General features: G+C 73.6%; 24 protein-coding genes. 6 read left to right on the top strand and 18 right to left on the bottom strand.

The genetic code is table 11. From position 1 onward, the window contains the following. Positions 1–151 precede the first annotated feature (151 nt). The gene (locus ACTG9Q_RS24170; protein ID WP_455575168.1) at positions 152–1261 is read left to right on the top strand and encodes a M24 family metallopeptidase; all 1110 of its coding nucleotides are present in this window, start codon (positions 152–154) and stop codon (positions 1259–1261) included. Continuing rightward, positions 1258–1707, top strand: a complete 450-nt coding sequence (locus ACTG9Q_RS24175) for an Lrp/AsnC family transcriptional regulator (RefSeq protein ID WP_455575169.1) — start codon at positions 1258–1260, stop codon at positions 1705–1707. Before ACTG9Q_RS24170 ends, ACTG9Q_RS24175 begins: the two co-directional genes overlap by 4 nt. Here the strand turns inward: ACTG9Q_RS24175 and ACTG9Q_RS24180 are convergent. Further along, the gene (locus tag ACTG9Q_RS24180; protein ID WP_455575170.1) at positions 1693–2139 is read right to left on the bottom strand and encodes a GNAT family N-acetyltransferase; all 447 of its coding nucleotides are present in this window, start codon (positions 2137–2139) and stop codon (positions 1693–1695) included. The genes ACTG9Q_RS24175 and ACTG9Q_RS24180 overlap by 15 nt on opposite strands. After that, complete coding sequence (locus ACTG9Q_RS24185; protein WP_455575171.1) at positions 2136–3257, bottom strand: DUF418 domain-containing protein; 1122 nt, start codon at positions 3255–3257, stop codon at positions 2136–2138. The genes ACTG9Q_RS24180 and ACTG9Q_RS24185 overlap by 4 nt, the downstream gene beginning before the upstream one ends. Before the next feature lie 102 nt (positions 3258–3359). Here ACTG9Q_RS24185 and ACTG9Q_RS24190 point away from each other — a divergent pair, with 102 nt between their 5' ends. Then, on the top strand, positions 3360–3656 hold the full coding sequence (locus tag ACTG9Q_RS24190; protein WP_455575172.1) for a DUF1232 domain-containing protein: 297 nt from the start codon (positions 3360–3362) through the stop codon (positions 3654–3656). 9 nt (positions 3657–3665) lie between these two features. Here the strand turns inward: ACTG9Q_RS24190 and ACTG9Q_RS24195 are convergent, their stop codons facing one another. From ACTG9Q_RS24195 to ACTG9Q_RS24210, 4 genes are all read right to left on the bottom strand, one after another. After that, positions 3666–4721 carry a GDSL-type esterase/lipase family protein gene (locus ACTG9Q_RS24195; RefSeq protein ID WP_455575173.1) on the bottom strand — a complete coding sequence of 352 codons (1056 nt, stop codon included), beginning with the start codon at positions 4719–4721 and terminating at the stop codon, positions 3666–3668. 98 nt (positions 4722–4819) lie between these two features. Beyond that, entirely contained in the window at positions 4820–5947 is a 1128-nt protein-coding gene (locus ACTG9Q_RS24200) for a sensor histidine kinase (RefSeq protein WP_455575174.1), read from the bottom strand. After that, the gene (locus ACTG9Q_RS24205) at positions 5944–7107 is read right to left on the bottom strand and encodes a sensor histidine kinase (RefSeq protein ID WP_455575175.1); all 1164 of its coding nucleotides are present in this window, start codon (positions 7105–7107) and stop codon (positions 5944–5946) included. The genes ACTG9Q_RS24200 and ACTG9Q_RS24205 overlap by 4 nt, the downstream gene beginning before the upstream one ends. Positions 7108–7144: 37 nt before the next feature. Further along, positions 7145–7861 (bottom strand): response regulator, encoded by a 717-nt coding sequence (locus ACTG9Q_RS24210; RefSeq protein ID WP_455575176.1) that lies wholly within the window; start codon positions 7859–7861, stop codon positions 7145–7147. A 164-nt stretch (positions 7862–8025) separates the two neighbouring features. Here ACTG9Q_RS24210 and ACTG9Q_RS24215 point away from each other — a divergent pair, with 164 nt between their 5' ends. Then, positions 8026–8586 (top strand): hypothetical protein, encoded by a 561-nt coding sequence (locus ACTG9Q_RS24215; protein WP_455575177.1) that lies wholly within the window; start codon positions 8026–8028, stop codon positions 8584–8586. A gap of 65 nt (positions 8587–8651) precedes the next feature. Here the strand turns inward: ACTG9Q_RS24215 and ACTG9Q_RS24220 are convergent, their stop codons facing one another. The 11 genes from ACTG9Q_RS24220 to ACTG9Q_RS24270 form a co-directional block, all read right to left on the bottom strand. Further along, positions 8652–9482, bottom strand: a complete 831-nt coding sequence (locus ACTG9Q_RS24220; RefSeq protein ID WP_455575178.1) for a DUF4429 domain-containing protein — start codon at positions 9480–9482, stop codon at positions 8652–8654. Positions 9483–9532: 50 nt separating this feature from the next. After that, a complete protein-coding gene (locus tag ACTG9Q_RS24225) occupies positions 9533–10177 on the bottom strand; it encodes an ABC transporter ATP-binding protein (RefSeq protein ID WP_455575179.1) in 645 nt (214 codons plus the stop codon). Further along, positions 10174–10869, bottom strand: coding sequence for an ABC transporter ATP-binding protein (locus tag ACTG9Q_RS24230; RefSeq protein ID WP_455575286.1), 696 nt, complete (start codon positions 10867–10869; stop codon positions 10174–10176). Before ACTG9Q_RS24230 ends, ACTG9Q_RS24225 begins: the two co-directional genes overlap by 4 nt. Position 10870: 1 nt before the next feature. Beyond that, entirely contained in the window at positions 10871–13414 is a 2544-nt protein-coding gene (locus ACTG9Q_RS24235; protein ID WP_455575180.1) for an ABC transporter permease, read from the bottom strand. Between the two features lie 148 nt (positions 13415–13562). Next, the gene (locus tag ACTG9Q_RS24240; protein WP_455575181.1) at positions 13563–14960 is read right to left on the bottom strand and encodes an aminopeptidase; all 1398 of its coding nucleotides are present in this window, start codon (positions 14958–14960) and stop codon (positions 13563–13565) included. A gap of 122 nt (positions 14961–15082) precedes the next feature. Further along, the gene (locus tag ACTG9Q_RS24245) at positions 15083–15766 is read right to left on the bottom strand and encodes an RraA family protein (protein WP_455575182.1); all 684 of its coding nucleotides are present in this window, start codon (positions 15764–15766) and stop codon (positions 15083–15085) included. Further along, positions 15763–16875, bottom strand: a complete 1113-nt coding sequence (gene menC / locus ACTG9Q_RS24250) for an o-succinylbenzoate synthase (protein WP_455575183.1) — start codon at positions 16873–16875, stop codon at positions 15763–15765. Before menC ends, ACTG9Q_RS24245 begins: the two co-directional genes overlap by 4 nt. Beyond that, entirely contained in the window at positions 16853–18196 is a 1344-nt protein-coding gene (locus ACTG9Q_RS24255) for a hypothetical protein (protein WP_455575184.1), read from the bottom strand. Before ACTG9Q_RS24255 ends, menC begins: the two co-directional genes overlap by 23 nt. Further along, on the bottom strand, positions 18193–19089 hold the full coding sequence (locus ACTG9Q_RS24260; protein WP_455575185.1) for an aminotransferase class IV: 897 nt from the start codon (positions 19087–19089) through the stop codon (positions 18193–18195). The genes ACTG9Q_RS24255 and ACTG9Q_RS24260 overlap by 4 nt, the downstream gene beginning before the upstream one ends. Then, a complete protein-coding gene (locus tag ACTG9Q_RS24265; protein WP_455575186.1) occupies positions 19089–19856 on the bottom strand; it encodes a TenA family transcriptional regulator in 768 nt (255 codons plus the stop codon). The genes ACTG9Q_RS24260 and ACTG9Q_RS24265 overlap by 1 nt, the downstream gene beginning before the upstream one ends. Then, complete coding sequence (locus ACTG9Q_RS24270; RefSeq protein WP_455575187.1) at positions 19853–20758, bottom strand: hypothetical protein; 906 nt, start codon at positions 20756–20758, stop codon at positions 19853–19855. Before ACTG9Q_RS24270 ends, ACTG9Q_RS24265 begins: the two co-directional genes overlap by 4 nt. A gap of 382 nt (positions 20759–21140) precedes the next feature. On the opposite strand from ACTG9Q_RS24270, the gene ACTG9Q_RS24275 reads away from it, so the two are divergent. Then, positions 21141–22493, top strand: coding sequence for a glutamate-cysteine ligase family protein (locus tag ACTG9Q_RS24275; RefSeq protein ID WP_455575188.1), 1353 nt, complete (start codon positions 21141–21143; stop codon positions 22491–22493). 19 nt (positions 22494–22512) lie between these two features. Here ACTG9Q_RS24275 and ACTG9Q_RS24280 read toward each other — a convergent pair whose 3' ends face one another. Continuing rightward, on the bottom strand, positions 22513–23958 hold the full coding sequence (locus ACTG9Q_RS24280; RefSeq protein WP_455575189.1) for a KamA family radical SAM protein: 1446 nt from the start codon (positions 23956–23958) through the stop codon (positions 22513–22515). A 79-nt stretch (positions 23959–24037) separates the two neighbouring features. Between ACTG9Q_RS24280 and kdd the strand changes: the two genes are divergently transcribed. Further along, on the top strand, positions 24038–25063 hold the full coding sequence (kdd, locus tag ACTG9Q_RS24285) for an L-erythro-3,5-diaminohexanoate dehydrogenase (protein ID WP_455575190.1): 1026 nt from the start codon (positions 24038–24040) through the stop codon (positions 25061–25063). Positions 25064–25068 lie beyond the last annotated feature (5 nt).

The following is a 25068-nucleotide window of genomic DNA, read 5'->3' on the forward strand; positions in this document are numbered from 1 at the left end:
CGACTCGGTCACTCGAATGGGCGATCAGTCGGTGGTCTCACCCTCTACTTGAGGGTTGGCCTCACCCTCAACTTGATGTTGAGCATTGGCGTCGACCAGCGGTAACAGTCGAGACGACGAGCGATCCGGGCGCTGGGGATAAGGTGATCTCATGTCAAGCACCGACCCCGAGATGCTGCGCGGACGACTGGGGCGCGCCCGGCGGGCGGCCCAGGACGCCGGGGTGGACGCGCTGGTCATCGGGCCCGGCTCGGACCTGCGCTACCTGCTCGGCGAGCCCGGTTCGTCCTTCGAGCGGCTCACCTGCCTGGTCCTGCCCGTCGAGGGCGAGGCCGTGCTGGTGGTGCCGAAGTTGGAGGCCCCCGGCTACGCCGCGCTGCCCGGCCTCGGCGCGCGGCTGGCGACCTGGGTCGACGGCGAGGACCCGTACCGGCTGGCCGCCGAGGCCATGCCCGGCGCCGCCCGCGTCGCCCTGGGTGACGTGCTGCCCGCCCTGCACGTGCTCGGGCTGCGCGCCGCGCAACCGGCGGCCGAGCAGGTGTTGGCCGGGCCGGTGCTCGCCGAGCTGCGCATGCGCAAGGACGCCGCGGAGATCGCCGCCCTGCGCGAGGCCGGAGCGGCGATCGACCGGGTGCACGCGCGCATGGGCGAGTGGCTGCGGCCCGGGCGCACCGAGGCCGAGGTGGCCGCCGACATCGCCGCGGCGATCGTCGCCGAGGGCCACGCCCGCGCCGAGTTCGTCATCGTCGGCTCCGGCCCCAACGGCGCCAGCCCGCACCACGAGGTCTCCGAGCGGGTCGTCGAGGCCGGGGACGTGGTGGTCGTCGACATCGGCGGACCCACCGCGGCGGGCTACAACTCCGACAGCACCCGCACCTACAGCCTCGGCCCGCCCCGCGAGCCTGGCGTCGCCGAGGCTTATGCCGCGTTGCAGGCCGCGCAGGAGGCGGCGGTGGCCGCGGTGCGGCCCGGGGTCAGCGCCGAGTCCGTCGACGCCGCCGCCCGCGCCGTGCTCGAGGAGGCGGGGCTGGCGGAGTTCTTCATCCACCGCACCGGCCACGGCATCGGCCTGGACGTGCACGAGCACCCCTACATCGTCGCCGGGAACGGCCTGGCCCTGGCGGAGGGCATGGCCTTCAGCGTCGAGCCCGGGGTGTATTTGCCGGGGCGGTGGGGGGCGCGCATCGAGGACATCGTCGTGGTCACCGACGACGGGGTCGAGGCGCTCAACCGGCGCCCCCACGGGCTGGCGGTGCTGTGACCGAGCTGGAGCCCATCGACGCGGCCATCGTGCGGGTGCTCTCCGCCGACGGCCGGTGCAGCTTCACCGACCTGGCCGAGCGGGTCGGGCTGAGCGTGTCCGCGGTGCACCAGCGGGTGCGCAGGCTCGAGCAGCGCGGCGTGGTGCGCGGCTACACCACCCGCCTGGACACCGAGGCCATCGGGCTGCCGCTGACCGCGCTGATCTCGCTGACCCCCATCGACCCGGCCGCCCCCGACGACTACCCGCAGCGCCTGGAGCACATCTCCGAGATCGACTCCTGCTACTCGGTGGCCGGGGAGGAGTCCTACGTGCTGCTGGTGCGGGTGGCGACTCCGGCGGCGCTGGAGGAGTTGCTGCGCAAGATCCGCGAGGCGGCGAAGGTGTCCACGCGGACCACCGTGGTGCTCTCCACCCCGTACGAGGGCCGCTCACCGGCGCTCTAGGGCGAAGGTGGCCACCAGCAGCCCGGGTTCGGGTTCGACGGTGCCGGTGCGGGTGAACCCGAGCCGCTCGTAGAGGGTGACGGCGGGGGTGTTGGCCGCGCCCGTGGAGACCGTCACCGGGCCGGTGGTGGCCGCCAGCAGGGCGCGCAGCAGCGCGGTGCCCAGGCCGCGGCGGAAGAACCGCGGGTGCACGCACAGCCGGTCGATGTCCACCGGGTCGCCGTCGCCGCCGGTCCAGCCCAGCACCGCGTCCGGGGCGCCCACGCCGAGCCAGCGCAGCGGCAGGGCGCGCAGTTGCGGCAGGGTCTCGCGCAGCGCCGGGATCGCCTCCGAGCCGATCAGCGCGGCCTCGACCCGGTAGGCGGCCAGCACCACCTCGTGCGCGGTGGCGGCGGTGTCGTCGTCGGTCAGATCCAGCTCGCGGACGGTCACACCCGCGTTTCTACCCGCTGCGGGGCGAGGTAGGCGCGGTGCCAGAGCATCTCCACCGGGCCGCGGTCGAAGCGGCGCGTCCACCACGCCGCCCCCGCCATCAGCAGCGCCGAGACCAGCACCCACATCGCGGCGGTGAACCCCACCCCCAGGTGCCCGAACCGCTGCGCCAGCCCCAGCCCCCACGGGTAGCACAGCGCCGAGGCGATCAGGTTCTGCCCGATGTAGCCGCTGAGCGCGCAGCGCCCCACCGCCGTCACCCCGCGGCGCAGCGGCCCGGCCTGCGCCCGCATCCGGTGCACCAGCGCGGTGACCAGGCCCAGGATGCCGAACGCCACCAGCGGCGCGCACAGGTAGCGGTCGACGAGGAACCACTGCGGCCCGGCGGCGGCGCTCAGGGCGTTCAGCGGCACCCCCAGCCCCAGGCCCCAGCCCATCAGCCGGGCGCGGAGCACCCGGCCCGCGTCGGTGTCGGCCAGCGCCCCGGCCCGCCACAGCCGCGCGCCCGCCAGGAACAGCAGCGTCGACAGCGGCAGGATCAACAGCCCCTCCGAGCGCAGCGCCACCACGTGCTCCAGGCGCATGGCGACCTGGCCCCACCAGGTGTCCGGGCTGGGCAGCGCGCCGCCGCCGATGCCCGCGCCCGAGCCGACCAGGACCGCGGTCAGCAGGCCCACCAGCGCGAGGTGCGCGGTGGCGGTGGCGATCATCCAGGCGCGGAGCACCCGCGTGGAGCGGGCCAGCAGCGCGGCGACGATCACCGAGACGATGGCGTAGAAGACGAGCACGTCGCCTTCGAAGAGCAGCACGTAGTGCAGCGCGCCCTCGAGGAACAGCAGCGCCGCCCGCCACAGGTACCAGCCCGGCCAGCGGGCGCCCCTGCGCCGCGCGGAGTCGTGCTGGATGGCCAGGCCGACGCCGAACAGGATCGACAGCAGGGCCAGGAACTTGCCGTTGCTGAGCGTGCGCAGGACCGTCTCCAGCGCGCCGCTGTCGGCGGTGTCGGTGATGAACCCGGCGAAGCCGCGCGGGTTGGTGAAGATCCAGATGTTCATGCCCAGCGTGCCCAGGATCGCCACTCCGCGCAGCGTGTCCAGGGCTGTGACGCGTGCGTTCACTGCCCATCCCCCCTTGATGTGTCCCCGACGCTAGGGCGGCGCGGGGCGGGGGTCGTCCGTCGTTGGGTGGAGATACGGGTCGGCAGTAGGGATGATCGACGGGTGGATGACTTGTGGTCGACGCTGGGCGTGGTCGCGATCGTGCTGATCGCGGTGATGGTGGTGGTCGTGGTGGCGCTGGTGGTGGGGCTGGTGCGCAAGCACCGGGCGGTGCACCGGCCGGAGACGCCGTTCTCGGCGAAGTTCAGCTACTGGGCGTCCATCGTCTACACGGTGGTCCCGGTGGACCTGCTGCCCGACCCGATCCTGGTCGACGACATCGGCGTGCTGTCCGCGGCGTTGCTCTACGTCGGGCACGTGACCCGCAAGATCGCCCGCCGCGACCGCCGGATTCCCTAGCCGGATTCCCTAGATGCTCGGCGCCGGGTGCAGCTCGCCCGCGGCGTCGGGCAGGCACGCCGCCGCCGGGTGCTCGGTGCCCAGGAACTCGCCCAGGCACGCCCCGAACTGGGCGTGGCCCGCGGCGTTGGGGTGGAAGGACTCCTGCAGGGCGTGGTTGGCGCGGACCTCGTCGCGCAGGTCCTCCCAGCGCACCGCGAGGCGGGCGAACCATTCCTTCGCCGGGTCCAGGTGCGCGCACGCCTCGCGCCCGACCCCGGCGCGGGAGAGGTCGAGGAAGCGGGCCCCGCCCTCGTGGGCGGCGCGGCGGATGCCGTCGGTGATCTCGGGGACGACGTGCTCGCGGACCCAGGCGAGGTCCTCGGCGCGGAACGGGCAGCCGTTGAGGTTGCGCAGCTCGGGGAGCATGTCGGGGCTGACCGGGGCGGCGTAGGACTGCAGGACCAGGGCGTAGTCGTCGGGGGAGTAGCCTGCCTGGCGCATCACCGCGTGGATGTCGCGGAGCACCCCGACAGTCTTGGGCACCATCGCCGCGACCCGCTCGCGCCACTGCTCGCCCACCTCCTGGGCGCAGCCGGGCCGGTCGGGGTCGAACCAGGCCTGCACGCAGGCGTCGAGCACGCTGGAGAAGCGCGGCTCGTCGTTGGCGCCGACGGCCACGGCGATGGCGACCACCCGGTTCTCACGGGCGATGACGCCCAGGCGGCGGGCCTGCGAGGACTCGCCGTACTGCTCGCCGTCACCGAGCCCGACCTGGGTGGAGTTGGCGCCGGAGCAGGCGAGGTTGACCGCCGTGTCGACGCCGCGCAGGCCGGTGTGGTGGATGGAGGCGTTCGCCGAGCGGTGGCACCAGTTGTTGTCGCGGCCGTCGGTGCCCGCGACGTAGTCGCCCGCGGACTCCCCGGACAGGGTGCTGTCGCCCATGGCCACCACGACGCGGGGGACGTTGACCGGCGGCGCGGGCTCCGGGGGCAGCGGTGGGGCGGGGTCGTCGAGGAGGAAGAACGCGCCGATCAGGGCGGAGACCGACAACAGGACAGCGGGCCACAGAATCCGGCGGTTCATCACCGGCGAGTCTAAAGGGGGGAGGAACCGAATACGCCAGAAAGGGCCACAGCAGGGCATAAGCCCGCCGAGCCCACGTCCGGCTCCGCCTCCAAAAGCTAGTGATCTAGCTCATCGCTGCTCCTCTGTGGGGGAAGCGTCGCCTCGACCAACCATCCGCCGGACGCCGTGGGGCCTGCCTGGAGCCGGCCACCTCGCTGCCGGATTCGGTCCCGCAGGCCGGCCAGGCCCGACCCGGAACCGCCCAGGCTCAAGCGTTCCCGCGTCGATGGCCCGTTTTCCACGCGCACGGTGAGACCACCGCGCTCACCAGTGATGAGGACGCGTACCGCAGCGCCCTGTGCATAACGCAACGCGTTTGTCACGCTTTCCTGCACCACGCGAAAGGCGAGATGTACCGCCTGCGGCGCGGCCCCCTCATGATCGCCGTCGTATCGGCACGTCACGTCCAGTCCGCTGACCGCGGCGTGCGCGACAAGGTCCTCGACCAGCGCGAAGTCGGTGTCGCCGAGATCGGTGCCGCCCAACAGGTCGACGAGGCGTTGTAGGTCCATGCGACCTTGGCGCGCTGATCCGGCGATCGCGTCGAACACCTGCCGCGTGCGCACCGGGTCGCGGTCGGCGAGCCGCTGACCGGCCGCCGCTTGGATGATCATCACACTGATCGCATGTCCGACGATGTCGTGCAGTTCGGCCGCGATCCGGGCGCGTTCGTGCCGCAGCGTCAGGTCGGCGAACAGTTGCTGTTCTTCGGCCAGTTCCTGGGCGCGGCGGGCCAGTTCATCGGCGGCCTCCCGGCGCAGCCGCAACACGGTGCCCGCGACGAAGCCGGGCACGTTCAGCGTCAACAGCGCCACCGGACTGGTGTGCAGCACCAGCCACAGCGTCATCAGATACGCCGCCAGCACCAGGGCGACCCCCCAGGCGGCCCGTCCGCTCCAGGCCAGTGCCGCGACCGCGGCGAGTAGCGGCATGATGATCAAGGCGGAATCGGGGAAGAAGCCGTACTCCTGCAGCATCGCCGCCGCCAGCCATAGGGTCGCGCCGATGATGGCCACGGCCCGTTGATGACGGTGCCACAACAGCAATGTCAGGCCGCTGGCCAGCAGCGTCCCTGTGAAGGCGTTGCCCGCGAGGGTCGTCGGCCAGCCGTGTAGCGCGGTCTGCAGCGCGATGACAGCGACGAGCAGGACCGTTGCTGCCTGCTGCCACGGATGGCTCTTCACGCGCGTACCGGCAATTGCGCCATGACGTGGGCGTGACCGCGTGTCACCTTGACCTCGACGGAGCCACCGAGCAGCTTCGCGCGTTCGCGGGCGCGGGCGACCGCCGCCTTGAGGGAACCTGCCCGGCCCACCGAGCCATCGATCCGCAGTTCGACGGTGTCCTCGTCGAAGTGCACGTGTACCTCGGTGTGGTCGGTAAGCGCGGTGACCAGGTATTCGACAATCCGGTAAGCGGACAGCTCGACCGTCGCGGGCAATGCTCGCGGGTCCCCGCTGATGGTGAGCAGGCCCTGCGGCGCTTGGTGTCGGGTGAGCAGGGCGTCGAGATGCGCCACGGTCGGCGTCGGCGCCAGCTCGACCTCGCCGCCGCGCAGCAGGCCGACCAGCGCTCGCATATCGTGCATGGTCTGCCTGCTGTCATTCTCGATGGCCACGAGCAGTGCCTTCGCCTGGGCCGGTGGCAGCCCACGGGCTGATTCGGCGGCGGCGGTGAGCTGGTCGAGCCGTGTTTGCAGCAGTTCGTCGAGCTGCCGCACCAACTGCGCCCGGTCGTCGGCCACCGACAGCGCCGCCCGCTCAGCTCGCAATTGTCGTAGTTCCGCATCGCGTTGCTTGAGTTGCTGATTGAGCACGCCGCGCTGTCGGGTGGCCCGCCCGATGCCGAAGACGATGAGGATGACCGCCGCGGCGAACGGCAGGGCGCCGAAGCCCGCGGTCGCATCGACGATCAACACCGCGGCCGCCAGCACGCCGCTCAACCCGCACACCAGCCATGCGGTCGCCCGTTCGCAGGCGAGCGCGCCGAGAAATGCCAGCACGAACGCGATCGGCAGGCCGGCGCCACAGCGTGTGACCCAACCGAATATCAGATCGTGCAGGAACATCGCGGCGGTGATGAACACGCCGACCGCGAGTACGCTGCGGCGCCACCAGAGTAACGGCACCGTCGTCAGCGTGAACCCTGGAATGAGCCAGGCCGAGTGCGTAGTCATCGGATGCAACGCCTCGCCCGCGATGATCTCGAGCGCGAGTTCCGCGTCCGTAGTGAGTGCGTTGAGTGTCATCAGCGCCACGCCGAGGACGGTGAGGACGCCCGCGAGCACCCAGTCGTGTGGTTTGGCCCCGCGGAAGACCGCACCGAAGACCGCACCGACGCTCATGCTGCAACCTTCATTCGTGTGGATCAGGCCGCACCGCTCACCGGCGTCGTTGCTGCCATGGCGCTGCGGCGAATCCGGTTTGGTAGGCGACCACGACGGCCTGCACTCGATCACGGACGCTGAGCTTGCCGAGAATGTGTGCCACGTGCGTCTTCACCGTAGTCTCAGCGACCACCAATTCGGCCGCGATCTCGGCATTGGACAGGCCATGCGCTATGAGGCGGAGTACGTCCAGTTCGCGTTCGGTCAAGGAGGCGAGCGGCGCAGGCACCCCTTTTTGCCGTGGTGCGGCGACGAACCGCTCCACCAGCCGGCGGGTGATCGCGGGTTCGATCAGCGAGTCGCCGGTCGCGGCGGCCCGGACGGCAGCGATCAGCCGCGTTGACGGCGCGTCCTTGAGCAGGAATCCGGCCGCACCGGCGTGCAGCGCGCGGTACACGTACTCGGTTTGATCGAACGTGGTCAGCACGACGATGGTCGGCGCGTTTCGGTGGCGGCGGATCTCCTCGGTCGCGGCGAGGCCGTCCATGCCGGGCATGCGAATGTCCATCAGTATCACGTCCGGCCTGTGCAACTGCGCTTGCCGGATCGCCTCAGTGCCGGTGTCCGCCTCGGCGACGACCTCGATGTCGTCCTCTGCCTCCAGGATGACGCGGAACCCGGTGCGCACCAGGGTCTGGTCGTCGGCGACGAGCACGCGGATCTTCTCGGACACATTCCGATTGTGCCCGGTCCCGGGCACACGCGGGGTCATCCCCGCGGACGATGCGCGCGCCGAACATCGTCCATAGGAGGGACGAGGACGACACTCGCCGATCCCTACCGTCACACCAACACGACCCGCCGACGAAGGGGTAGCGCTCTGCGTCGAAAGCAGCGCCACCTCCAGGCTTCGGATGAGAAGAAAGTTGAATCATCATGGGATTTGTGATGGTTGTGTGCACGGGCATGATTTCATTCGGCGAGACCGACTACGACGGAGGCAGTGGATCGGACGAGATCTATCTCATCACGAATATCTTCACCAAAGAGGCGGGGCAATCGCGAGTTCGCACGCAGATGATCGGCGTCTTCGAACCGGTTGACGCCGGCGGCACGTTCCCGACCACCCGGATCTTGTACATGGGCGAGGCCAAAGACATGACCTTGACCGCGACCTGCATGGAGCAGGACTACGGGGACCCCGACGCATTGGCCGCCGAGACGCATCAGGTCGCCGAAGCGGCCGCCGCAGGCGCCAAAGCCGCTGGATACGACGTGCCGGACTGGGCGCCAGGCGTGCTCGCCGAAATCGCGAACGCTCTTTTCGGCACCGGTGACGACAATCTGGGAACGGCGAGCGAGTACCTCCCGGCCGCTCGCCTCGAACAAATGGTCAATGCCCCTGAGCTGGACGAGCGCGGAATCAAGTACAAGTTCTTCACGATGCACACCGGCGAGGGCTCGACGTACAAGTTCTACTTCAACGTGATCCGGTGAGTTCCAACCCAGGCTTGCCCGTCGGTCTCGTTCGCTGAAGACGCGGGGACGACGTGTGGGGCGTGTCAGAGCCTGCGGAGGAGCCTCTGCTTGGCCTCGGTGAACTCCTCCTCGGTGAGCACGCCGTCCTTGCGCAGCTCGCCGAGCTCGCGCAGCCTGCGCAGGACCACGTCGGCCTCGGCGGGCGGCAGCTCCGCGGGGTCCTCGGCGGCGAAGGGGTGCGGCAGCCGCGCGGCCACCGCCGCGGCCAGCAGCGCCGAGAGGCCGATGTCCTTCTTGAACCCCCACAGCCGCAGGCAGTTCACGTCGTGGGCGGGCTCGGGCACCGGCATCCCCCGCACCCGGAAGCGCACCATCGACGTCGTCCACTCCACCCCGACCAGGTCGCCCACCGGCAGTTCGCGGGGCCCGGCGGAGCGTTTCACCTTCTCCGCCGCCCACCCCCACTCGATGCGCACCCGCTCCCCGTCGAAGGAGGCGTTGCCGTCCTCGCCGTCCACGCTCAGCGGCACCCGCGGCGTGGGCAGCAGGTACTCCCCGACCGGCCCGTCGGCCATCCCCGCCACGGTGCGGGCGTCGCGCACCGCCTCCACCAGGGCCGCCGCGGTCGCGGTGGACTCCGGGCCCACGGCCAGGCGCAGCGGGTCGGCGGGCCCGGGCAGCCGCCCGCCGGTGACCTGCCGCAGCGCGTCGGCCCCCGGGCGGGGGTGCAGGCGCAGCGAGCCGCCCTTGCGCCCCGGTTCCCACCCCAGCGCCGCCACGGCGGTCAGCGGCACGCGCAGCTCGCCCAGGGCGCCGCGCAGCGGGTGCGCGCCCGCTGCCGGGGCGATCCGGATGGTGTCGAAGTCGAAGGTCCACGTGCCGTCCTTCGACGCCACCTCGATCGTGCCCAGCACCGTTGTCCGCCCCTCCCGAACCGTGGTCGGGGCCACGCTAGCGGAACCGCTCAGGCGGCGACGCGGCCTTCGACGAGGGCCAGGCGCCGGTCGGCGACGTGGTGCACCTGGTCGTGGTGGGTGGCGACCAGGACCGCGGTGCCGGACTCGGCGGTGCGGCGCAGCAGCCCGAGCACGGCCGGGACGCTGCCGTGGTCCAGGTGCGCGGTCGGCTCGTCGGCCAGCAGGACGGCGGGGCGCCCGACGACGGCGCGGGCCAGGGCGGCGCGCTGCTGCTGGCCGAAGGACACCTCGCCCGGGTAGCGCTCGCCCAGGGCGCCGATGCCCAGCTCGCCGAGGATCTCGGTGACGCGGGCGTCGACGTCGGCGGCGCCGGACAGGCGCAGCGGCAGGGCGACGTTCTCGGCCAGGGTGAGTTCGGCGGCCAGCCCGAGCGCCTGGGGCAGGACCGCGCAGTCGCGCCACGGCGGGGCGGCCTCGACCAGGCGCCCGCACACGGTCACGGTGCCGGTGTCGGGGCGGTCGAACCCGCACAGCACGGCGAACAGGGCGCTCTTGCCCGAGCCGGAGCGCCCGGAGACGGTGACGACCTCGCCCGCGGCGACGTCGAGGTCGACCCCGCGCAGCACCGGCAGCGGGCCGTCGGGGTGGGCGAAGGCGCGGGTCAGGCCGCGCGCGGTCAGCGGGGTGCTCACGCCGCCTCCTCGACGCGGCCCTCGCGCAGGCGGATGAGCAGGTCGGCGCGGGCGATCACCTCGTCGTCGTGGGAGGCCACCACGACCGGGACGCCGTCGGCGACCAGGCGGGCGATCACGTCGAGGACCAGGGTGGCCGAGGCGGCGTCGAGCTGGGAGGTCGGCTCGTCGGCCAGCACGACGCCGGGGCGGCGGGCCAGGGCGCAGCCGAAGGCCAGGCGCTGCTGCTGCCCGCCGGAGAGCGCCCCGATCCGCCAGTGCGCGGTGCCGGGGATGCCCAGCCAGGTCAGCGCCGACTCGGCGTCGTCGGCGGGCACCCCGGCCGACTCCGCGGCCGCGCGCAGGTTCTGCCCGACGCTGAGGTGGGCGATGAGGTTGTCCGGCGGGTTCTGGACGACCAGGGCGATGCGGTCGCGGCGCAAGCGCCTGCGCTGCTGGTGGCCGAGGCCGCCGACGTCGCGCCCGGAGACGGCCAGGCGCCCGGCGGTGGGGGTGTCGATCAGGCCCAGCACGCGCAGCAGGGTGGACTTGCCCGAGCCGGAGGGCCCGGCGAGCACGGTGAGCCCGGCGGCGGGCACCGCGGCGCTGACCTCCTCCAGGGCGGGCACCGGCCCGGCCGGGGTGGGGTACTCCACCCGCAGCCCGGTGACCTCGAACAGCGGGACGGGCCCGTCGTCGAACAGCGCCGCCAGCTCAGCCACGGATCAGCTCCCCCACTCGGGCGGTGGTCACCGACCGCACCGCCGACCAGCACACCAGGGCGACCACGACCAGCGCGGTGGCCAGGGTGGTCGAGACCAGTCCCACCAGGTCCGGGGCCGCGGCGAGGGGCCGCAGCCACGGCGAGGGGTCCAGCATGGGCGCCGAGACCGCGGTGCACGCCCACCCCGCGGCGCTGCCCGCCAGCACCGAGAGCCCGGCCAGCGACCCCAGCTCCAGCAGGTGCGAGGCCACCAGGGTGCGCGGGCGCAGCCCCATGCGGGTGGCCAGGGCCCCGGCCAGCGCGTTCTGCCGCCGCCGCACCTCCACCGCCAGCAGCAGCGCCGCGGCGGCGACCACGGCCAGCACGAACCCCAGGGCGGTGACGAAGTCGAAGGTCCAGCGCACGGTGAGGAACGGCAGCCCGTCGAGGGCCTCGGTCTTGGAGCGGGCGCGCAGGTGGTGGATGTCGGCGGCGTCCAGGCGGGCGACGAGGGCCCGCACCGGTTCCGGGGACCACACCTGCCAGACGTCGATGTCGCCGGGGTCGGGCACGGCGGTGGTGGCCACGACGTAGCCGCGGCCGGTGCCGATCAGCGGGAAGGACGGCAGGTGCCCGACCGGGCGGACGTCACCGACCCTGGGCAGGGTGGCGGGGGTGCCCGGGGCGGTGCCGACCCGCAGCGCGGGCACCGGGCCGCCTGCGCCTGCGCCGGTGAGCAGGGCCAGCTGGGCGGCGAGGTCATCGGGGTCGCCGTCGACCCAGGCCGAGCGGGTGAAAGTGGCCGGGTCCACGGCGATGATCACGTCGCGGCCGCTCTTGACCACGCCGACGACGGTGGCGCGGTCGGTGATGTCGGCGGGCAGCCCGGCGGGGTCGGTGGCCACCCGGGTGGGGATCTGGGCGGTGGACTCCGCGCCGACGAAGAGCCCGGACTTGGTGTCGAAGGCGTCGTCCTGGGCGGTGGCGATGCCCACCCCGACGGTGAGCGTGCCGACGGCGAGGACCCCGACCAGCAGGATGCCGATGGCGGAGCCGGTGGCGGCGGCGAGCCTGCGCACGGCCAGCTGCGCGGCGGGCACGCGCCACCACGCCAGCCGGTGCGAGGCGCCCAGCGCCCAGCGGGTCAGGCGCACCGCGACCAGCGCCACGGTCAGCACCACCAGCAGCGGGAACGCCAGCCCGACGGCGTCGGCGGTCTCCGGCAGCGGCTGCCCGAACGCCAGCCGGGTCGGGGTGGCGTCCAGGCGCGCCCACGCCAGGTAGGCCAGCACCGCGGTGCCCAGCTCCCACGGCAGGTGCCGCAGGCCGCAGCCGTGGCGGCGGCGCGCGGGGGCCTGCAGGGCGCGGTGGGTGTGGGCGCTGGTCACGGCGACGACGACGAGCAGCGCCGCGGCGAGCACCCCGGTGGCCACCACCGCCGAGAGCGCCGCGGTGCCGGGGGTCAGCGCGGGGGACGGGGCGTAGAAGGGCAGGGTCAGGCGGGCGATGAGCCAGCCCGCGACCGCCCCGAGCAGCAGCGGCGCGGCCAGCTCCAGCACCGCCCGCAGCCCCAGCGCCAGGGGCCCGGCCCCGCGCGACCACAGCAGCCGCAGTTCGGCGCGGCGGCGCTGGCACCACTGCACGGTGACCGCGGCGACCCCGGCCAGCCCGACGAGCAGGCTGATGACGGTCAGCGGCAGCACGGCCCCGCCGACGGTGGCGCCGGAGTCGCGGGCGGCCTGCACCGGCCGGGCGAAGTAGGTGTCGGTGCGGACCAGGGCCGCATCGGGCAGGTCGGCCTTCAGGGCGCTCAGCGCCGCCTCGCCGCGGGCGACGACGTCGGCGCCCTCCTCGACGGTCTCGGGCAGCCGCGGCAGCGGGAAGCGCACCGAGACGGTGACCGAGTTCCCGCTCAACGGGCCCATCGCGGCGAGGAAGCCCGCGCGGTCGGGGAAGAACACCACCGCGGCGTTGCCGCCCTCGGGGGCCAGCGGGTTGAGCACGACCTGCTCGCGCTCGGAGCACCAGTAGCCGGGGACCGGGTCGGTGATGTCGTCGTAGATCGCGGTCACCGGGGGCAGGGTCCCGCCGATGGGGCGCTCGCCGAGGGTGACCTGGCCGTTCTCGGCGACGCTGCGCGGCACCCACAGCCCGTCGCGGGAGCCGCCCTGCAGCACGGTCAGGTTGTCCATGGCGCCTTCGCGCCACCCGAACCGCGCCCACGGGTGCGGGCCGTTGAAGTCCCACTGGCGCACCGGGGAGTAGAGGGCGCCGACAGCGGTGGGGAAGCCGTGCTCGGCGCCGCGGCGGGCGGCGGTGTCGAGCACGGTGGCGCCCGCCGCGGCGGTGACCCGGTTGTTGTCGGCCACCGGGCCCACCGACTGCGGGCACAGCCTGCCCGCCTGGTAGCTCACCGCGGCGTTGCCCGCGGAGTCCGCGTGCAGCACCGCGGCCGCGCCCACGAAGGTCAGCAGCAGCGCCGCGACCACGGCGACGAGCACCGTCAGCGGGCTCGACAGCGCGGCGCGCGGCGCTGATCTCCAGGGCAGCTGCATGGCTGGGGACGCTACCCGGGGTTCCTCCGATCGGGTGGCGTCGCGATGATTTCGATATCCACCGAACTCCGTTCGGCCGCCCGCCGCTGGGCGCTCTGGCCCAGGCACCGTGCCCAGGTCAGAGCGCCCAGCCCACAGCGCGGGCGGGTTACGCGCGCGGGCGCAGGTTGCGGGGTTCGGCGCGGTCGAGGTCGCTCACCTCGAGGTCGGCCACCCCCGTGCCGGTGGCGGTGAGGGTGTCGACCCCGGCCCAGCGGCGCAGGGCGGCGGTGGCGGTCTCCCGGTCGGGGGCGGTCAGGGCGGCGATGTTGGCGCCGTGGTTGGCGCCGGGGGCGGTGAAGGTGTGGGAGTCGACGCGGCTGGGGGTGAACGCCTCGGCGCCCCACGGGTCGTTCTCGCCGTAGACGAAGAGCATCTGCGAGGAGCGGGTCCGCACCCAGTGGTCGATGTCGAGCATCGGGCGGGGCCGGTGGCGCGAGCGCAGCTCCTCGGGCAGGGCGGCGTTGGCCGAGTACAGGCCGGGGTGGTTGGTCAGGCCGTCGAGGTGGCGGAAGCGCAGCGACGCCCAGCCCAGCTCGGTGGCGGCCTGGTAGTAGTACGGGGTGTAGGGGGAGACGCCCTCGTCGGAGTAGAACGACCAGCCGGCGATCGAGTCGATCCACTCGTAGAGCTCGTCGGCGGTGGCGCCGGGGCCGGGCACGTCCGCGCAGGCGGCGGTGCCCGCGTACTGCCAGAACGCCCACACCGTGTCCAGCACGGTCATCTCGAAGGCGCGGTCGACGCTGCCGAGGATGGACTCGAAGGTCCAGCCGTTGGCGGCGGCGTCGGCGCGGTAGCGGGCGACCATGTGCTCGCGGTGGCGCAGGGCCTGGGCCTGCACCCCGTCGAGGCGGGCGCGGCACTCGGCGGTGCCGACGGTGGCGAAGAACCGGTCGTAGGCGCCGTCGGCGGGGTTGACCCGGTCGTTCGGGGCGACGTAGGCGACGACGCCGTCGACGTCGGCGGGGTAGTAGCGGCGGTGGTAGACCGAGGTCATGCCGCCCTTGCTGGCCCCGGTGGAGATCCAGTTGGCCGGGTAGATCCCGTCGAGGGCGCCGACGATGCGGTGGTGGTCGGTGGCGCCCTGCCAGATGGTGAGGGTGTCCCAGTCGGCCGGTTGCGGGCGTGAGGGGCTGAAGAAGCGCTGCTCGACGGAGATCTGGTTGCCGTCGAGCAGCCGGGTGGGCTCGGAGCGGAACGGGTTGGCGGGCATGTTGTAGCCGGTGGTGTGCAGCACCATCGGCGCGTCGGTGTCCCGGTGCAGCAGCTGGAAGCGCTGCTGGAAGGTGGCCCCGTCCGGTCGGGTGTGGTCGACGGGCTGGGTGTAGGTCAGCAGGAAGAACCGGTAGCCCGCGGGCGGGGTGGGTGACTCCGAGACCACGGTCAGGCCGGGTACGGCCCGCAGCCGCTCGGCGATGTCGGTCTCGGCGCGGGCCGGGACCGCGCCCAGGGTCATGACCGAGACCGCTGCCAGGCCCGCGGCCAGGGTTCTGGTGCGAGGGGACACGCCTGCTCCTTCTCGTGCGAGGGCGCCCCGGGCTCCGCCGGTCGGCGGTGGGGCGGGCGCCGAGTCTTCCCGCCCCACCGCCGGGGGCGAAAGGGGCCGACCCGCCCATCTTCGCACCCGGGTTACTCCGCGCGGGTGACGGCGATGGCGTGGTAGCCGTGGCGGCGGCGCGCCTCGGCCAGGCCGAGCCCGGCGGCCAGGCCCGCGCGGACCGCGTCCTCGGTGTCGAGCACGCGGCGTACGGTCTCACCCAGCCGCTCGATGAGCGCGGCGGGCACGACCAGGGCGCCGGAGCCGTCGGCGACGACGACGTCGCCGGGGCGGACCCGCACACCGGCGACGGTCACCGGGGTCTGGGTGGCGGCCATGCGGGCGCGGTTCTTGCCCGACTTCATGTAGGTCCCGCGCGCCCAGATCGAGTAGCCCAGGGCGGCGCTGGCGTCGATGTCGCGGCAGCAGCCGTCGATGACGGTCCCGGCGATGCCGGTGGCGGTGGCGGCGTGGGAGAGGATGTCGCCCCACACGGTGCAGGTGGTGATGCCGCTGTTGGCCAGCACCACCACCGACCCGGGCGGCACGTCGTCGATGTAGTCCGCGGCCGGGGCGGGGGTGCCGGGCTCGACGGGCTCGAACTGCACGGTGAACGCCGGGCCGAGCACCGTGCCGGTGCCGGATCGGCGGGCCAGGCCGGGCAGGCCGCCGTCGACCCCGGCGATGTCGAGGGCGTCGGAGACCCCGGCGGTGCCCGCCTCGGCGAGCAGCGCCCGCAGGTCGGGGTCCATCGGCCCAGGGTTCACGGGGGTCATCGGCTCAGCTCCGTCTCGCGCACGGTCACCAGGGCCCCGGTCGGGCGTACCCCCACCCCGGGGGCGTCCAGGGGGCGCACGCGGCGGTCGGTGGAGTAGGCCAGGGCGGTGTCGACGCCGTCCTCGGCGTAGTAGTGGGCGCTCGGGGCGCAGTCGCTGGCCCAGGTCATGTTCGGCAGGGTGGCCAGGGCCAGGTTGGTCCAGCGGCCGACGCCGAGGTCGTACTTGGCGCCGACGAAGGTCGGGATGCCCGCCTCGGCGCACAGGTCGTGCACCCGCAGCGCCTGCCCGATCCCGCCGACCCGCCCGACCTTGATGTTCATGGCGCGGCAGGCGTTCATCGCCACGGCCACCTCGGCCTCCTCGACGGAGCGCACCGACTCGTCCAGGCACACCGGCACCTCGACGCGGGCCTGCAGCTCGGCGTTGGCGGGCAGGTGCTCGCGGATGAAGGGCTGCTCGATGGCCAGCGGCCCGGCCGCGGCCACCTCGCACAGCAGGTCCACGTCGCCGGCGCGGTAGGCGGCGTTGGCGTCGGCGATGATCGGCACGTGCGGCAGGGCCGAGCGCAGCGCCCGCACCGGGACCACGTCCCAGCCGGGGCGGATCTTGACGCGCACGCGGGCGTCGCCGCGCTCGTGGTGGGCGGCGACGGCGGCGACGAGGCTGTCAACGTCCTCGGTGAGGCTGACGGTGCCGCCGGTGGGCACGTCGCGGAGCGCGCCGCCGATCACGGTGCACAGCGGGGCGCCGTCGAGGCGGGCGCGCAGGTCCCACAGCGCGCACTCCACCGCCGCCTTGGCCTCCTCGTGGCCGCTGATGTGCGCCCACAGCGCGCCCACGGTGCGCGGGTCGTGGTCCTCGGCGGCGAAGAGCAGCGGCGCCAGGTAGGTCTCGATGAGGTGCCAGGCGGTGTCGATGGTCTCGTAGCTGTAGTAGGGGGTCTGCATCGCGGTGCACTCCCCGTAGCCGGTCTCGCCGTCGGCCTCGGCGGCGACGACGAGCTTGGTCCACTCCCGGATGGTCTGCCACCGGTTGGAGAACGGCGCGGCCAGCTCCGCGCGCACCCACCGCAGCGTCAGCCGCTCAACCCGCACCGCTGCCCCCACCGACGCCGTCCTCTCCGAAACCGCGCACCGCGACCTTCACCCCGCCCTGGAACACGTTGACCTTCGCCTGCTGGCCTGCCTTGGCGCCGAAACCGTGAAAACGACCGGCGAACAGGAAGCTGTCCAGGCTCACCGCCATCGGCACCACCCGCCCGGTCGGGTCGGGCACCGGCACCCGGGCCGGGGGGACATAACGCTGCACCACCCAGCCCTCGCGCACGCCCTGGCCCAGGCGCTGCCGCCAGTGGGTGCCGCTGACGGCGTGGCCGATGGTGACCCCGTCGCCGCGGATGTCGTAGTGCTCCTTGATCACGTAGCGGCCGCGGTGGTCGGCGAGGTGGGCGAGCACGTCGGCCTCGACGTGCGGGTGGGTCATGTCCGGGGCCAGCTTCGCCGACCACGGCAGCAGCCGCGCCGCCACCGCCTGCTCCTCGGCGCTGAACTTCGCGGCGAAGGTCTGCACGCACGCCAGGGCCAGCTTGCTCTCGGCGACGAACCGCGCCGCGAACGGGTTGACGTGCACGAAGCGGGCGTCCAGCGCGGCGCGCCAGGTGCTCTCGCAGTCGGCGGCCAGGCGCCGCCACCCGGCGGTGTTGACCTTGTTCCAGGCCAGGGTGGCGCGCCGCCCGGCGAAGGAGACCCGCTCCCCGTCGACCTGGACATCGCGCGGGTCCGCCAGGAACGCCTCGACGCCGAGGCCCTGGCAGCGGGTGATGAGTTCCTCGGACTCGCGGTTGGGCGCCCCGCGGGGCTGCAGCACCGCCAGCACCACCTCGTCGCGGTCGAGGCCGCCCTCGGCGGCCGCGGCGAGCAGCGCGTGGACGAACACCCGGTCGTCGGCGAACCCGCCGGGCCGGTGGGCGGTGTCCAGCTCGCCGTAGACGGTGTCGACGAGGGCGTTGACCCGCGGGGTGAACAGCGTCCCGGCGGGGGCGTCGGCGTTGTTCTCCAGCACCACCGGGGCCAGGGTGTCCTCGGCCAGGTAGCCGTCGAGGCGGGCGATCCACACCCGCCCGGAGAGCCGCGCCGGGGCCAGGCACAGCGCCAGCTCCGCCGGGCGCAGCCGGAAGTACGCCTGGACCTGGCGGTCCTCGACGAACAGCGCCAGCAGCCTGCCCAGCAGCCGCGCGTAGCCCTCCACGTCGGCGGCGTGCCCGGGGACGCGGGCCCGCTCGACGAACAGCGGCAGCGGCGGCACCGCGAAGTCCTTGTTCGCGTGCACCGGGGAGACCGCGGCGACCGTGCGGGCGATGGCCTGCGCGCGGCCCGGGTCGGCGGCGACCAGCGCCAGCGCCCGGCCCTGGCGCACCCAGTCGATCATCCCTCGGTCCACCGCACCGCCGTGGCGGCGGCCTCGCCGCGCGCCTCGGTGAAGTAGCGGGCCACCAGCCGCGTGGTCACCGGGTTGTCCGGGCCGCACTCGACGCCGTCGATGGAGGCGACGGGGCCGAACTCCAGCCCGGTCCCGCACAGGAACGCCTCCGCGCAGCCGGTGACGTCCTCGGCGCTGAGCTTCACCGCGGCCACCTGCACCCCGAGGGCGGGCGCGGCGGCGAGCACCCAGGCCCTGGTGATGCTGGGCAGCACCTGATCGCGCAGCCGCGGCGTGCACAGCACGCCCTCGCGCAGGGCGAAGAACGTCGCCGTGGGGGCCTCGCTGAGGCTGCCGTCGGGGGCGCGCAGCAGGCAGTTGTCGTAGCCCTCGGCCTTGGCGCGCAGCAGCGCCACCCGCGGCCCGGCGTAGGCGGAGATGTTCTTCGCCGCCGCCGGGAACGCCTGCTCGGGCGGGCGCTGCCAGGAGCTGGTCGCCAGCCGCAGCCCCGTGCCCTGTGCCAGCCACGGTTTGCGGCCCATCGGCGCCACCGACACCGTCAGCAGCGGCTCGGCGGCCGCGCCGAGCAGGCCGGGGTTGCCCGCGCTGACCGCGATCCGCGCGTAGCAGTCCTCGGCCAGCCCGTTGACCTCGGTGAGCCGGTCGATGATGGCGGGCACCTCGGCGACGCCCGGGTCGGCGAGCAGCATCAGCTCCAGGGAGCCGCGCAGCCGCGCCAGGTGCTCTTGCAGCAGCCAGGGCCGCAGCCCGCCGCCGGTCTGGGTGTAGAGGCGCACGCCCTCGAACACCGAGACCCCGTAGCGCAGGCCGATGCTGTCCATGCGCAGCGTGGCCCGCTCGGCGGGCACGTACTCACCGCCGTGGTAGACCGTGCGCCCCATCAGGCGGCGGCGTGGCGGAACTGCGGCTCGGCCGGGTCGTAGTGCTCGTGCAGGATCATGTCGAAATGCCGGTGCCGCAGCTCCAGGGCGGTGGCCAGCGCCTGGCGGGCCTGCTCGCGCAGCTCGTCGGTGGCGCAGTAGCGGCGCAGCAGCTCGCGGGCGGCCTCGGCGTGCTCGTCCTCCAGGTCGCTGACCGCGCCGTCGGCGCCCGCGGCGGCGTCGGCGGAGGCGTGGTGGACGAAGAACTCCACCCCGTGTGGCGGCAGCCCGTAGACCTCGCGCATCACCGAGAGCATGCTCGCCCCGCCCGGGTTGACGATCGGCGGCTGGCCCTCCATCAGCAGCAGCACCGAGGCCACCCCGGCGGTGAAGTGCGCCGAGCCGTTGCAGACCGAGACGTTGTGGTCGATGACCGCCCGGGTCTCGGCGGCCACCGGCGCGGACTCCAGCTCCGCGCGGCTCACGCCCACGGCGGCGGCGAAGTCGGCGAAGGTGTCCAGGTGCCGGGAGGAGTTCGACAGCGCACCGGTCTCCTCCTCGTAGACGTTCTCCACCAGCAGCGCGCGCAGCCGGTAGTCCTCGACCTTGCTGGCGATGCCCAGGATGTTGCGGGTCCACATGCTCTTGATGGGCCAGCGGTGCAGGGCGAAGTGGCGCAGCAGCGCCTCGGTCGCCTTGCCCGCGAGGATGGTCTGGTAGAGCGGGCTGGTCATCTTCCGGCGCGCCCGGATCATCGCGTCCAGTTCACCGACGAAATCGTTGCTCACGTCAACCCTCGTTTGTGGTTCGCCAGTTGCCCGGCGCCGTCGAACAATTCCCGCAGGCCATTCGAGTCGTACTGGGAAATCTCATTCAGGTTCAGGTTCAGCAGCGCGCTGATCCGCGCGTCGGGCAGACCGTCGGCGAGGGCGGCGCACTCGGCCTCGATCGGCAGGGTGCCGTCGCACAGCGGCCACGGGTCGATCCCGGGCGCCCCGCCGGCTTTCAGATAGGACACGAACAGCTCGGTGCGCAGGTTTCCGCCGCCTTTGCCGATGCTGCGGATCGAGCCGTCGACATAGGACGCGCCATTGGCGAGCGCGGCGAGGGTGTTGGCGAAGGCCAACTCCAGGTTGTTGTGCGCGTGGAATCCCAGCGCCACCCCCGTCCCGCCGGAGACGGTGCGGTAGAGCCCGCCGACGTCGGCGGGCAGCATGCTGCCGTTGGAGTCGGCCAGGTAGACCACGTCGGCGCCGAGGCGCTCGGCGTGGGCGGCGGCCTCGCGCAGCCGGGCGGGGGCCTGCTCGCTGGCCCGGGTGAGGTTGACCGACACGGCGATGCCCGCCTCGCGCAGCGCCGCGACGTGCCCGGCGCAGGCGGCGACGTCCTCGACGGTGGTGACGAGGCGGACCATCGCCACCCCGTGGCGGGCCAGGGCGGGCAGCGCGGCGGGCGGGCAGCTCTGGGGGCGGGCCATCACGACCAGGCCCGCGGTGGTGGCCGCGGCGAGGGCGTCGAGGTAGGCGGGCGGGCAGCTCGCCGACGGCCGCTCGGCCGCGCCCGCGGCGGGGGTGAAGTAGCCGACCTCGATCAGCGGCAGCCCGGCGCGCCCGACCGCCTCGGCGACGCGCGCCGCGGCGGCCTCGGTCCAGGAGTGCCGGTTGAGGTAGCCGCCATCGCGCAGGGTCACATCACAGAATCGGACATCCCGGATAAGCGTCCCACTGATTTCCTCCCGCACGAGCCGACCCCCTGAAATACCGTGGTGGAGGCGGTCGGCAGGGAAAGGGTCGAGCCTTCCAACGGTCCGCCCCATTACCGTTGTGCGGTGTGTCCTTGTCGCGATCGTAACCAGGCCCGTTCGACAGGCGCAAGGAATGGAACCGGCCAGGTGGCGCAACGCCGACGGCCTTTCCTTGCCCGCTATTCACCCGTTCGGCGGGACCGGTGACTCCGATTGTGTGCATCGCCCGCACCCGGGCGTCTCCCGGTGTTGTCGAGCGGTAGGGTCCGGCGTCATCGGCGCGGCCCCCATCGTGTGTCGCCGATTCCGCAGAATGCGAGGAAATCCCATGAACGCCGACGCGGCGGTGCTCCACCGGACCGATCTGCGGGCGGTGTTCGCCAAGGACGAGCGCGCCGCCGAGCGCGTCGGGCTGGAGATCGAGAGCGCGGTCGTCGACCCCGGCACCGGCAAGGCCGCGCCCTACGACAGCGGCGTGCGCGGGGTGCTGGCCGCGGTGGCCGAGGAGTTCGGCGGCACCCGGGAGTTCGACGGCGAGCACCTCACCGGGGTGCGCGCCGACTCCGGGATGCTGATCACCCTGGAGCACGGCGGCGCCCTGGAGTACGCCTCCGCCCCGGCTGAGGACCTGGTCACCGCCGTGGAGGAGCTGCGCGAGACGATGGGCCGGGTGGCCGAGATCGCCCGGGGCCGGGGGCTGGCGATCCTGCCGGGGGCGGTGCTGCCGTTCAACAGCGTCGCCGACGTGCCGTGGGTGCCCAAGCCGCGCGGGGCGCTGATGCGCTCGCACTTCGCCGCCCTGGGCGCCGAGGGCGCCGGTGGCGCGCCGGTGATGGCGCTGACCCTGTCGACGCAGGCGACCCTGGACTACGTCTCCGAGGCCGACTTGGCCGAGAAGCTGCGGCTGGCGGTGGCCGCCTCCCCGGTGGCCGCGGCGCTGTTCGCGAACTCGCCGCTGGAGAACGGGCGCCCCACCGGGCTGCAGTCCGGGCGCTGCCGCCACTGGCTGAGCACCGACCCGGCGCGCTGCGGGGTCGTGGTGCCCGCGCTGCGCCCGGACATGGGTGTCGACGACTTCGTCGACTGGGCGCTGACCCTGCCGATGATCTTCCGCAAGACCCCGTCGGGGGAGTACGCGCCCGCCCCGGCCCGCCCGTTCGGGGAGCTGCTGGAGCACGGCTTCGGCGACGGCACCCACCCGGGCGGGGAGGACTGGTACTCGCTGCTGTGCCAGATCTGGACCGACGTGCGGGTCCGCCAGACCCTGGAGATGCGCGCCCCCGACGGCCCGGCCTACGCCGATGTCGCCGCGGTGCCCGCGTTCTGGGTGGGGCTGCTGTACTCGGCGACGGCGCGGGCCGCGGCGGGGGAGCTGCTGGCCGGTCTCACCGCCGAGGACGTGGCCGCGGCGAGCCGCCAGGTGCCCGAGCGCGGCCTCGACGCCACGCTGGCCGGGACGCCGGTGCTGGAGCTGGGCCGCGAACTGGTGCGCCTGGCCGGGGTGGGGCTGCGCGAGCGGGTCGAGGCGGGGCTGGAGTCCCCGGCGGCGCCGGGGTACCTGGCTCCGGTGGAGGAGGTCGCCGCGACCGGGGTGTCCTTCGCCGACCAGGTCGCGCGCCGCTGGGAGACCGAGTTCGGCCGCGACCCGGCCCGCTACGTCGCCGCCTACCGGGTGCCGTAGCGGGCCGGGCGCGGCTTCGTCAGCCCGCCTCGTGGTCGGGGTTGTCCTTCCAGAACTCCCGGCCCGAGTGCGCCAGGGTGCCGATCGGGTCGTAGTAGGGGTAGCGGCGGCTCAGGATGGCGTGCGCGTCGGCGGTCTCCATGCGCTCGGTCCCGGCCCGGTAGTTCTTCGTCCAGTAGGAGATGCCCAGCTCGCGGTCGTACTCGGCGATCTGGTGCACCCACCGCTTGCCCACGTAGGGCACGTCGCAGATGATCCGCGGGGTGGCGTAGCCCGGCAGGTAGCCCATGATCGCGTGCTGCAGCTCCTGGGCCTCCCACACCGCCAGCCGCCAGTGCTCGGCGTTGGGGATCATGTCGCACATGTAGAAGTAGTACGGGAGGATGTTGGCCTCCCCCTGCAGCGCGAAGCACAGGTCCAGCAGCGCCTCCGGCGTCGCGTTGACCCCGCGCATCAGCACGCCCTGGTTGCGCACGTCGCGCACCCCCACCTCCAGCGCCGTGCGGGCGGCCTCGGCCACCAGCGGCGTCACCGACTGGGCGTGGTTGACGTGGGTGTGGATGGCCAGGTTCACCCCGCGCCGCGCCGCGGTCCGCGCGACGCGCTCCAGGCCCTCGACGACGGCGGGCTGCAGCCAGTGCTGGGGCAGCCCGGCCAGGGCCTTGGTGGCCAGGCGGATGTCGCGGACGGTGTCGATGTCCAGCAGCCGCATCAGGAAGGACTCCAGCTGCTTCCACGGCACGTTGGCCACGTCGCCGCCGGAGACCACCACGTCGCGCACCCCGGGGGTGCGGCGCAGGTAGTCGATCATGGCGTCCTGGCGGTCGACCGGCTTGAGCAGCAGCTTGTGCTTGTCGACCTGGGCGGTGGAGTTGCCGACGAGGTCCATGCGGGTGCAGTGCCCGCAGTACTGCGGGCAGGTGGAGAGCAGCTCGGCGAGGACCTTGGTGGGGTAGCGGTGGGTCAGGCCCTCCACCACCCACATCTCCGCCTCGTGCAGGGAGTCCCGCGAGGAGTGCGGGTGGCTGGGCCACAGCGGGTCGCGGTCGGAGGCCACCGGCAGCATGTAGCGGCGGACCGGGTCGGCCAGGAAGGCGTCGGTGAACTCTCCCGGCGCGGCGTGCGGGGCCATGGTGTTGAGCATCTGCGGGGGCAGCAGCATCGACATGGTGGCCATGCGGGCCTGGTCGTCGGCGAGGTCGTCGTAGAAGGGCTCGGCGAGCAGCCCGCCGGTGACCGCGCGCAGCTGCTTGGCGTTCTTGACGCAGTTGACCCGCTGCCACTGCGCGTCGCGCCACTGGGCGTCGGTGACGTGCGCCCAGCCGGGGAAGCGGCGCCAGTCGGGCTCGACGAGCTCCTGGCGGACGTAGGTGTAGGGCTGGTCGCCCGCGGCCCGGTCCAGAGCCTCGGACACGCTGGTGACCGGGGTCCCCGGTTCGCCAGCTGCTTCACGCAGCGCAGTCATATGTACTCCTCGCCGGTCGGGTGGCGTAAAGATATGCTGCCAGATGACACTCCAGACGTAAATTTTCCAGGAGGCTGTGGTGACGGTGGCCCGGACGAGCTCGCCCTACGGGCTGCACAGGGTGCAGTCCCCTGCCGGGGTGCTGCCCCAGCAGGCGTGGCGGCTGGACCCCGACCCGACCCCGCGCGCCGACGAGGTCGTCGTCGCCGTCGAGCGGCTCAACCTCGACGCCGCCTCCTACCGGCAGCTGCGTGAGCAGCACCGCACCGGCGCGGCCGTGCGCGCCGCGGTGCTCGACATCGTCGCCGAGCGCGGCAAGATGCAGAACCCGGTCACCGGCTCCGGCGGCATGCTGCTGGGCACCGTCGCCGCCGTCGGCCCGGACTCCCCGCTCGGGCTCGCCGTCGGCGACCGCGTCGCCACCCTCGTCTCCCTGACCCTGACCCCGCTGCGCATCGACGACGGGCTCGCCGACTGGGACGGCGAGAGCGAGCAGGTGCCCTGCCGCGGCACGGCGGTCCTCTTCGGCCGCTCCATCGCCGCGGCCCTGCCCGCCGACCTGCCCGACGCCCTCGCCCTGGCCGTGCTCGACGTGTGCGGCGCCCCCGCCCTGACCGACCGCGTCGTGCGCGAGTACCGCGCCCCGTCGGTGTGCGTGCTCGGCGGCGGCGGCAAGTCCGGGTCGCTGTCGCTGGCCGCGGCGCGCCGCGCCGGGGCGCGCAGGCTGGTGGCGCTGGTGCCCACCGAGGCCGAGGCCGCCGCGGTGCGCCGCGCCGGGCTGGCCGACGAGGTCGTCCTCGCCGACGCCCGCGACCCCGTCGCCGTCGCCCAGGCCATCGGCACCCCCGTCGACGTCACCGTCGTGTGCGTCGACGTGCCCGGCTGCGAGCACGGCGCCGTGTTGGCCACCGCCGACGGCGGCACCGTCATCTTCTTCTCCATGGCCACCTCCTTCCCCGCCGCCGCCCTGGGCGCCGAGGGCCTGGCCGCGGACGTGCGGATGCTCATCGGCAACGGCTACGTGCCCGGCCACGCCGAGTTCGCCCTGGACCTGGTGCGCGCCGCGCCCGGGGTCCGGGCGCTGTTCGAGGCCCGCGCGCACTGAGCGCG

This window comes from Actinokineospora lacus (genome assembly GCF_053813445.1).

Coding starts and splice junctions, on each gene's coding strand:
- ACTG9Q_RS24170 (WP_455575168.1), top strand. CDS start 152: ATGTCAAGCACCGACCCCGAGATGCTGCGCGGACGACTGGGGCGCGCC.
- ACTG9Q_RS24195 (WP_455575173.1), bottom strand. CDS start 4,721: ATGAACCGCCGGATTCTGTGGCCCGCTGTCCTGTTGTCGGTCTCCGCC.
- ACTG9Q_RS24205 (WP_455575175.1), bottom strand. CDS start 7,107: ATGAGCGTCGGTGCGGTCTTCGGTGCGGTCTTCCGCGGGGCCAAACCA.
- ACTG9Q_RS24210 (WP_455575176.1), bottom strand. CDS start 7,861: ATGACCCCGCGTGTGCCCGGGACCGGGCACAATCGGAATGTGTCCGAG.
- ACTG9Q_RS24215 (WP_455575177.1), top strand. CDS start 8,026: ATGGGATTTGTGATGGTTGTGTGCACGGGCATGATTTCATTCGGCGAG.
- ACTG9Q_RS24235 (WP_455575180.1), bottom strand. CDS start 13,414: ATGCAGCTGCCCTGGAGATCAGCGCCGCGCGCCGCGCTGTCGAGCCCG.
- ACTG9Q_RS24245 (WP_455575182.1), bottom strand. CDS start 15,766: ATGACCCCCGTGAACCCTGGGCCGATGGACCCCGACCTGCGGGCGCTG.
- ACTG9Q_RS24255 (WP_455575184.1), bottom strand. CDS start 18,196: ATGATCGACTGGGTGCGCCAGGGCCGGGCGCTGGCGCTGGTCGCCGCC.
- ACTG9Q_RS24260 (WP_455575185.1), bottom strand. CDS start 19,089: ATGGGGCGCACGGTCTACCACGGCGGTGAGTACGTGCCCGCCGAGCGG.
- ACTG9Q_RS24275 (WP_455575188.1), top strand. CDS start 21,141: ATGAACGCCGACGCGGCGGTGCTCCACCGGACCGATCTGCGGGCGGTG.
- ACTG9Q_RS24280 (WP_455575189.1), bottom strand. CDS start 23,958: ATGACTGCGCTGCGTGAAGCAGCTGGCGAACCGGGGACCCCGGTCACC.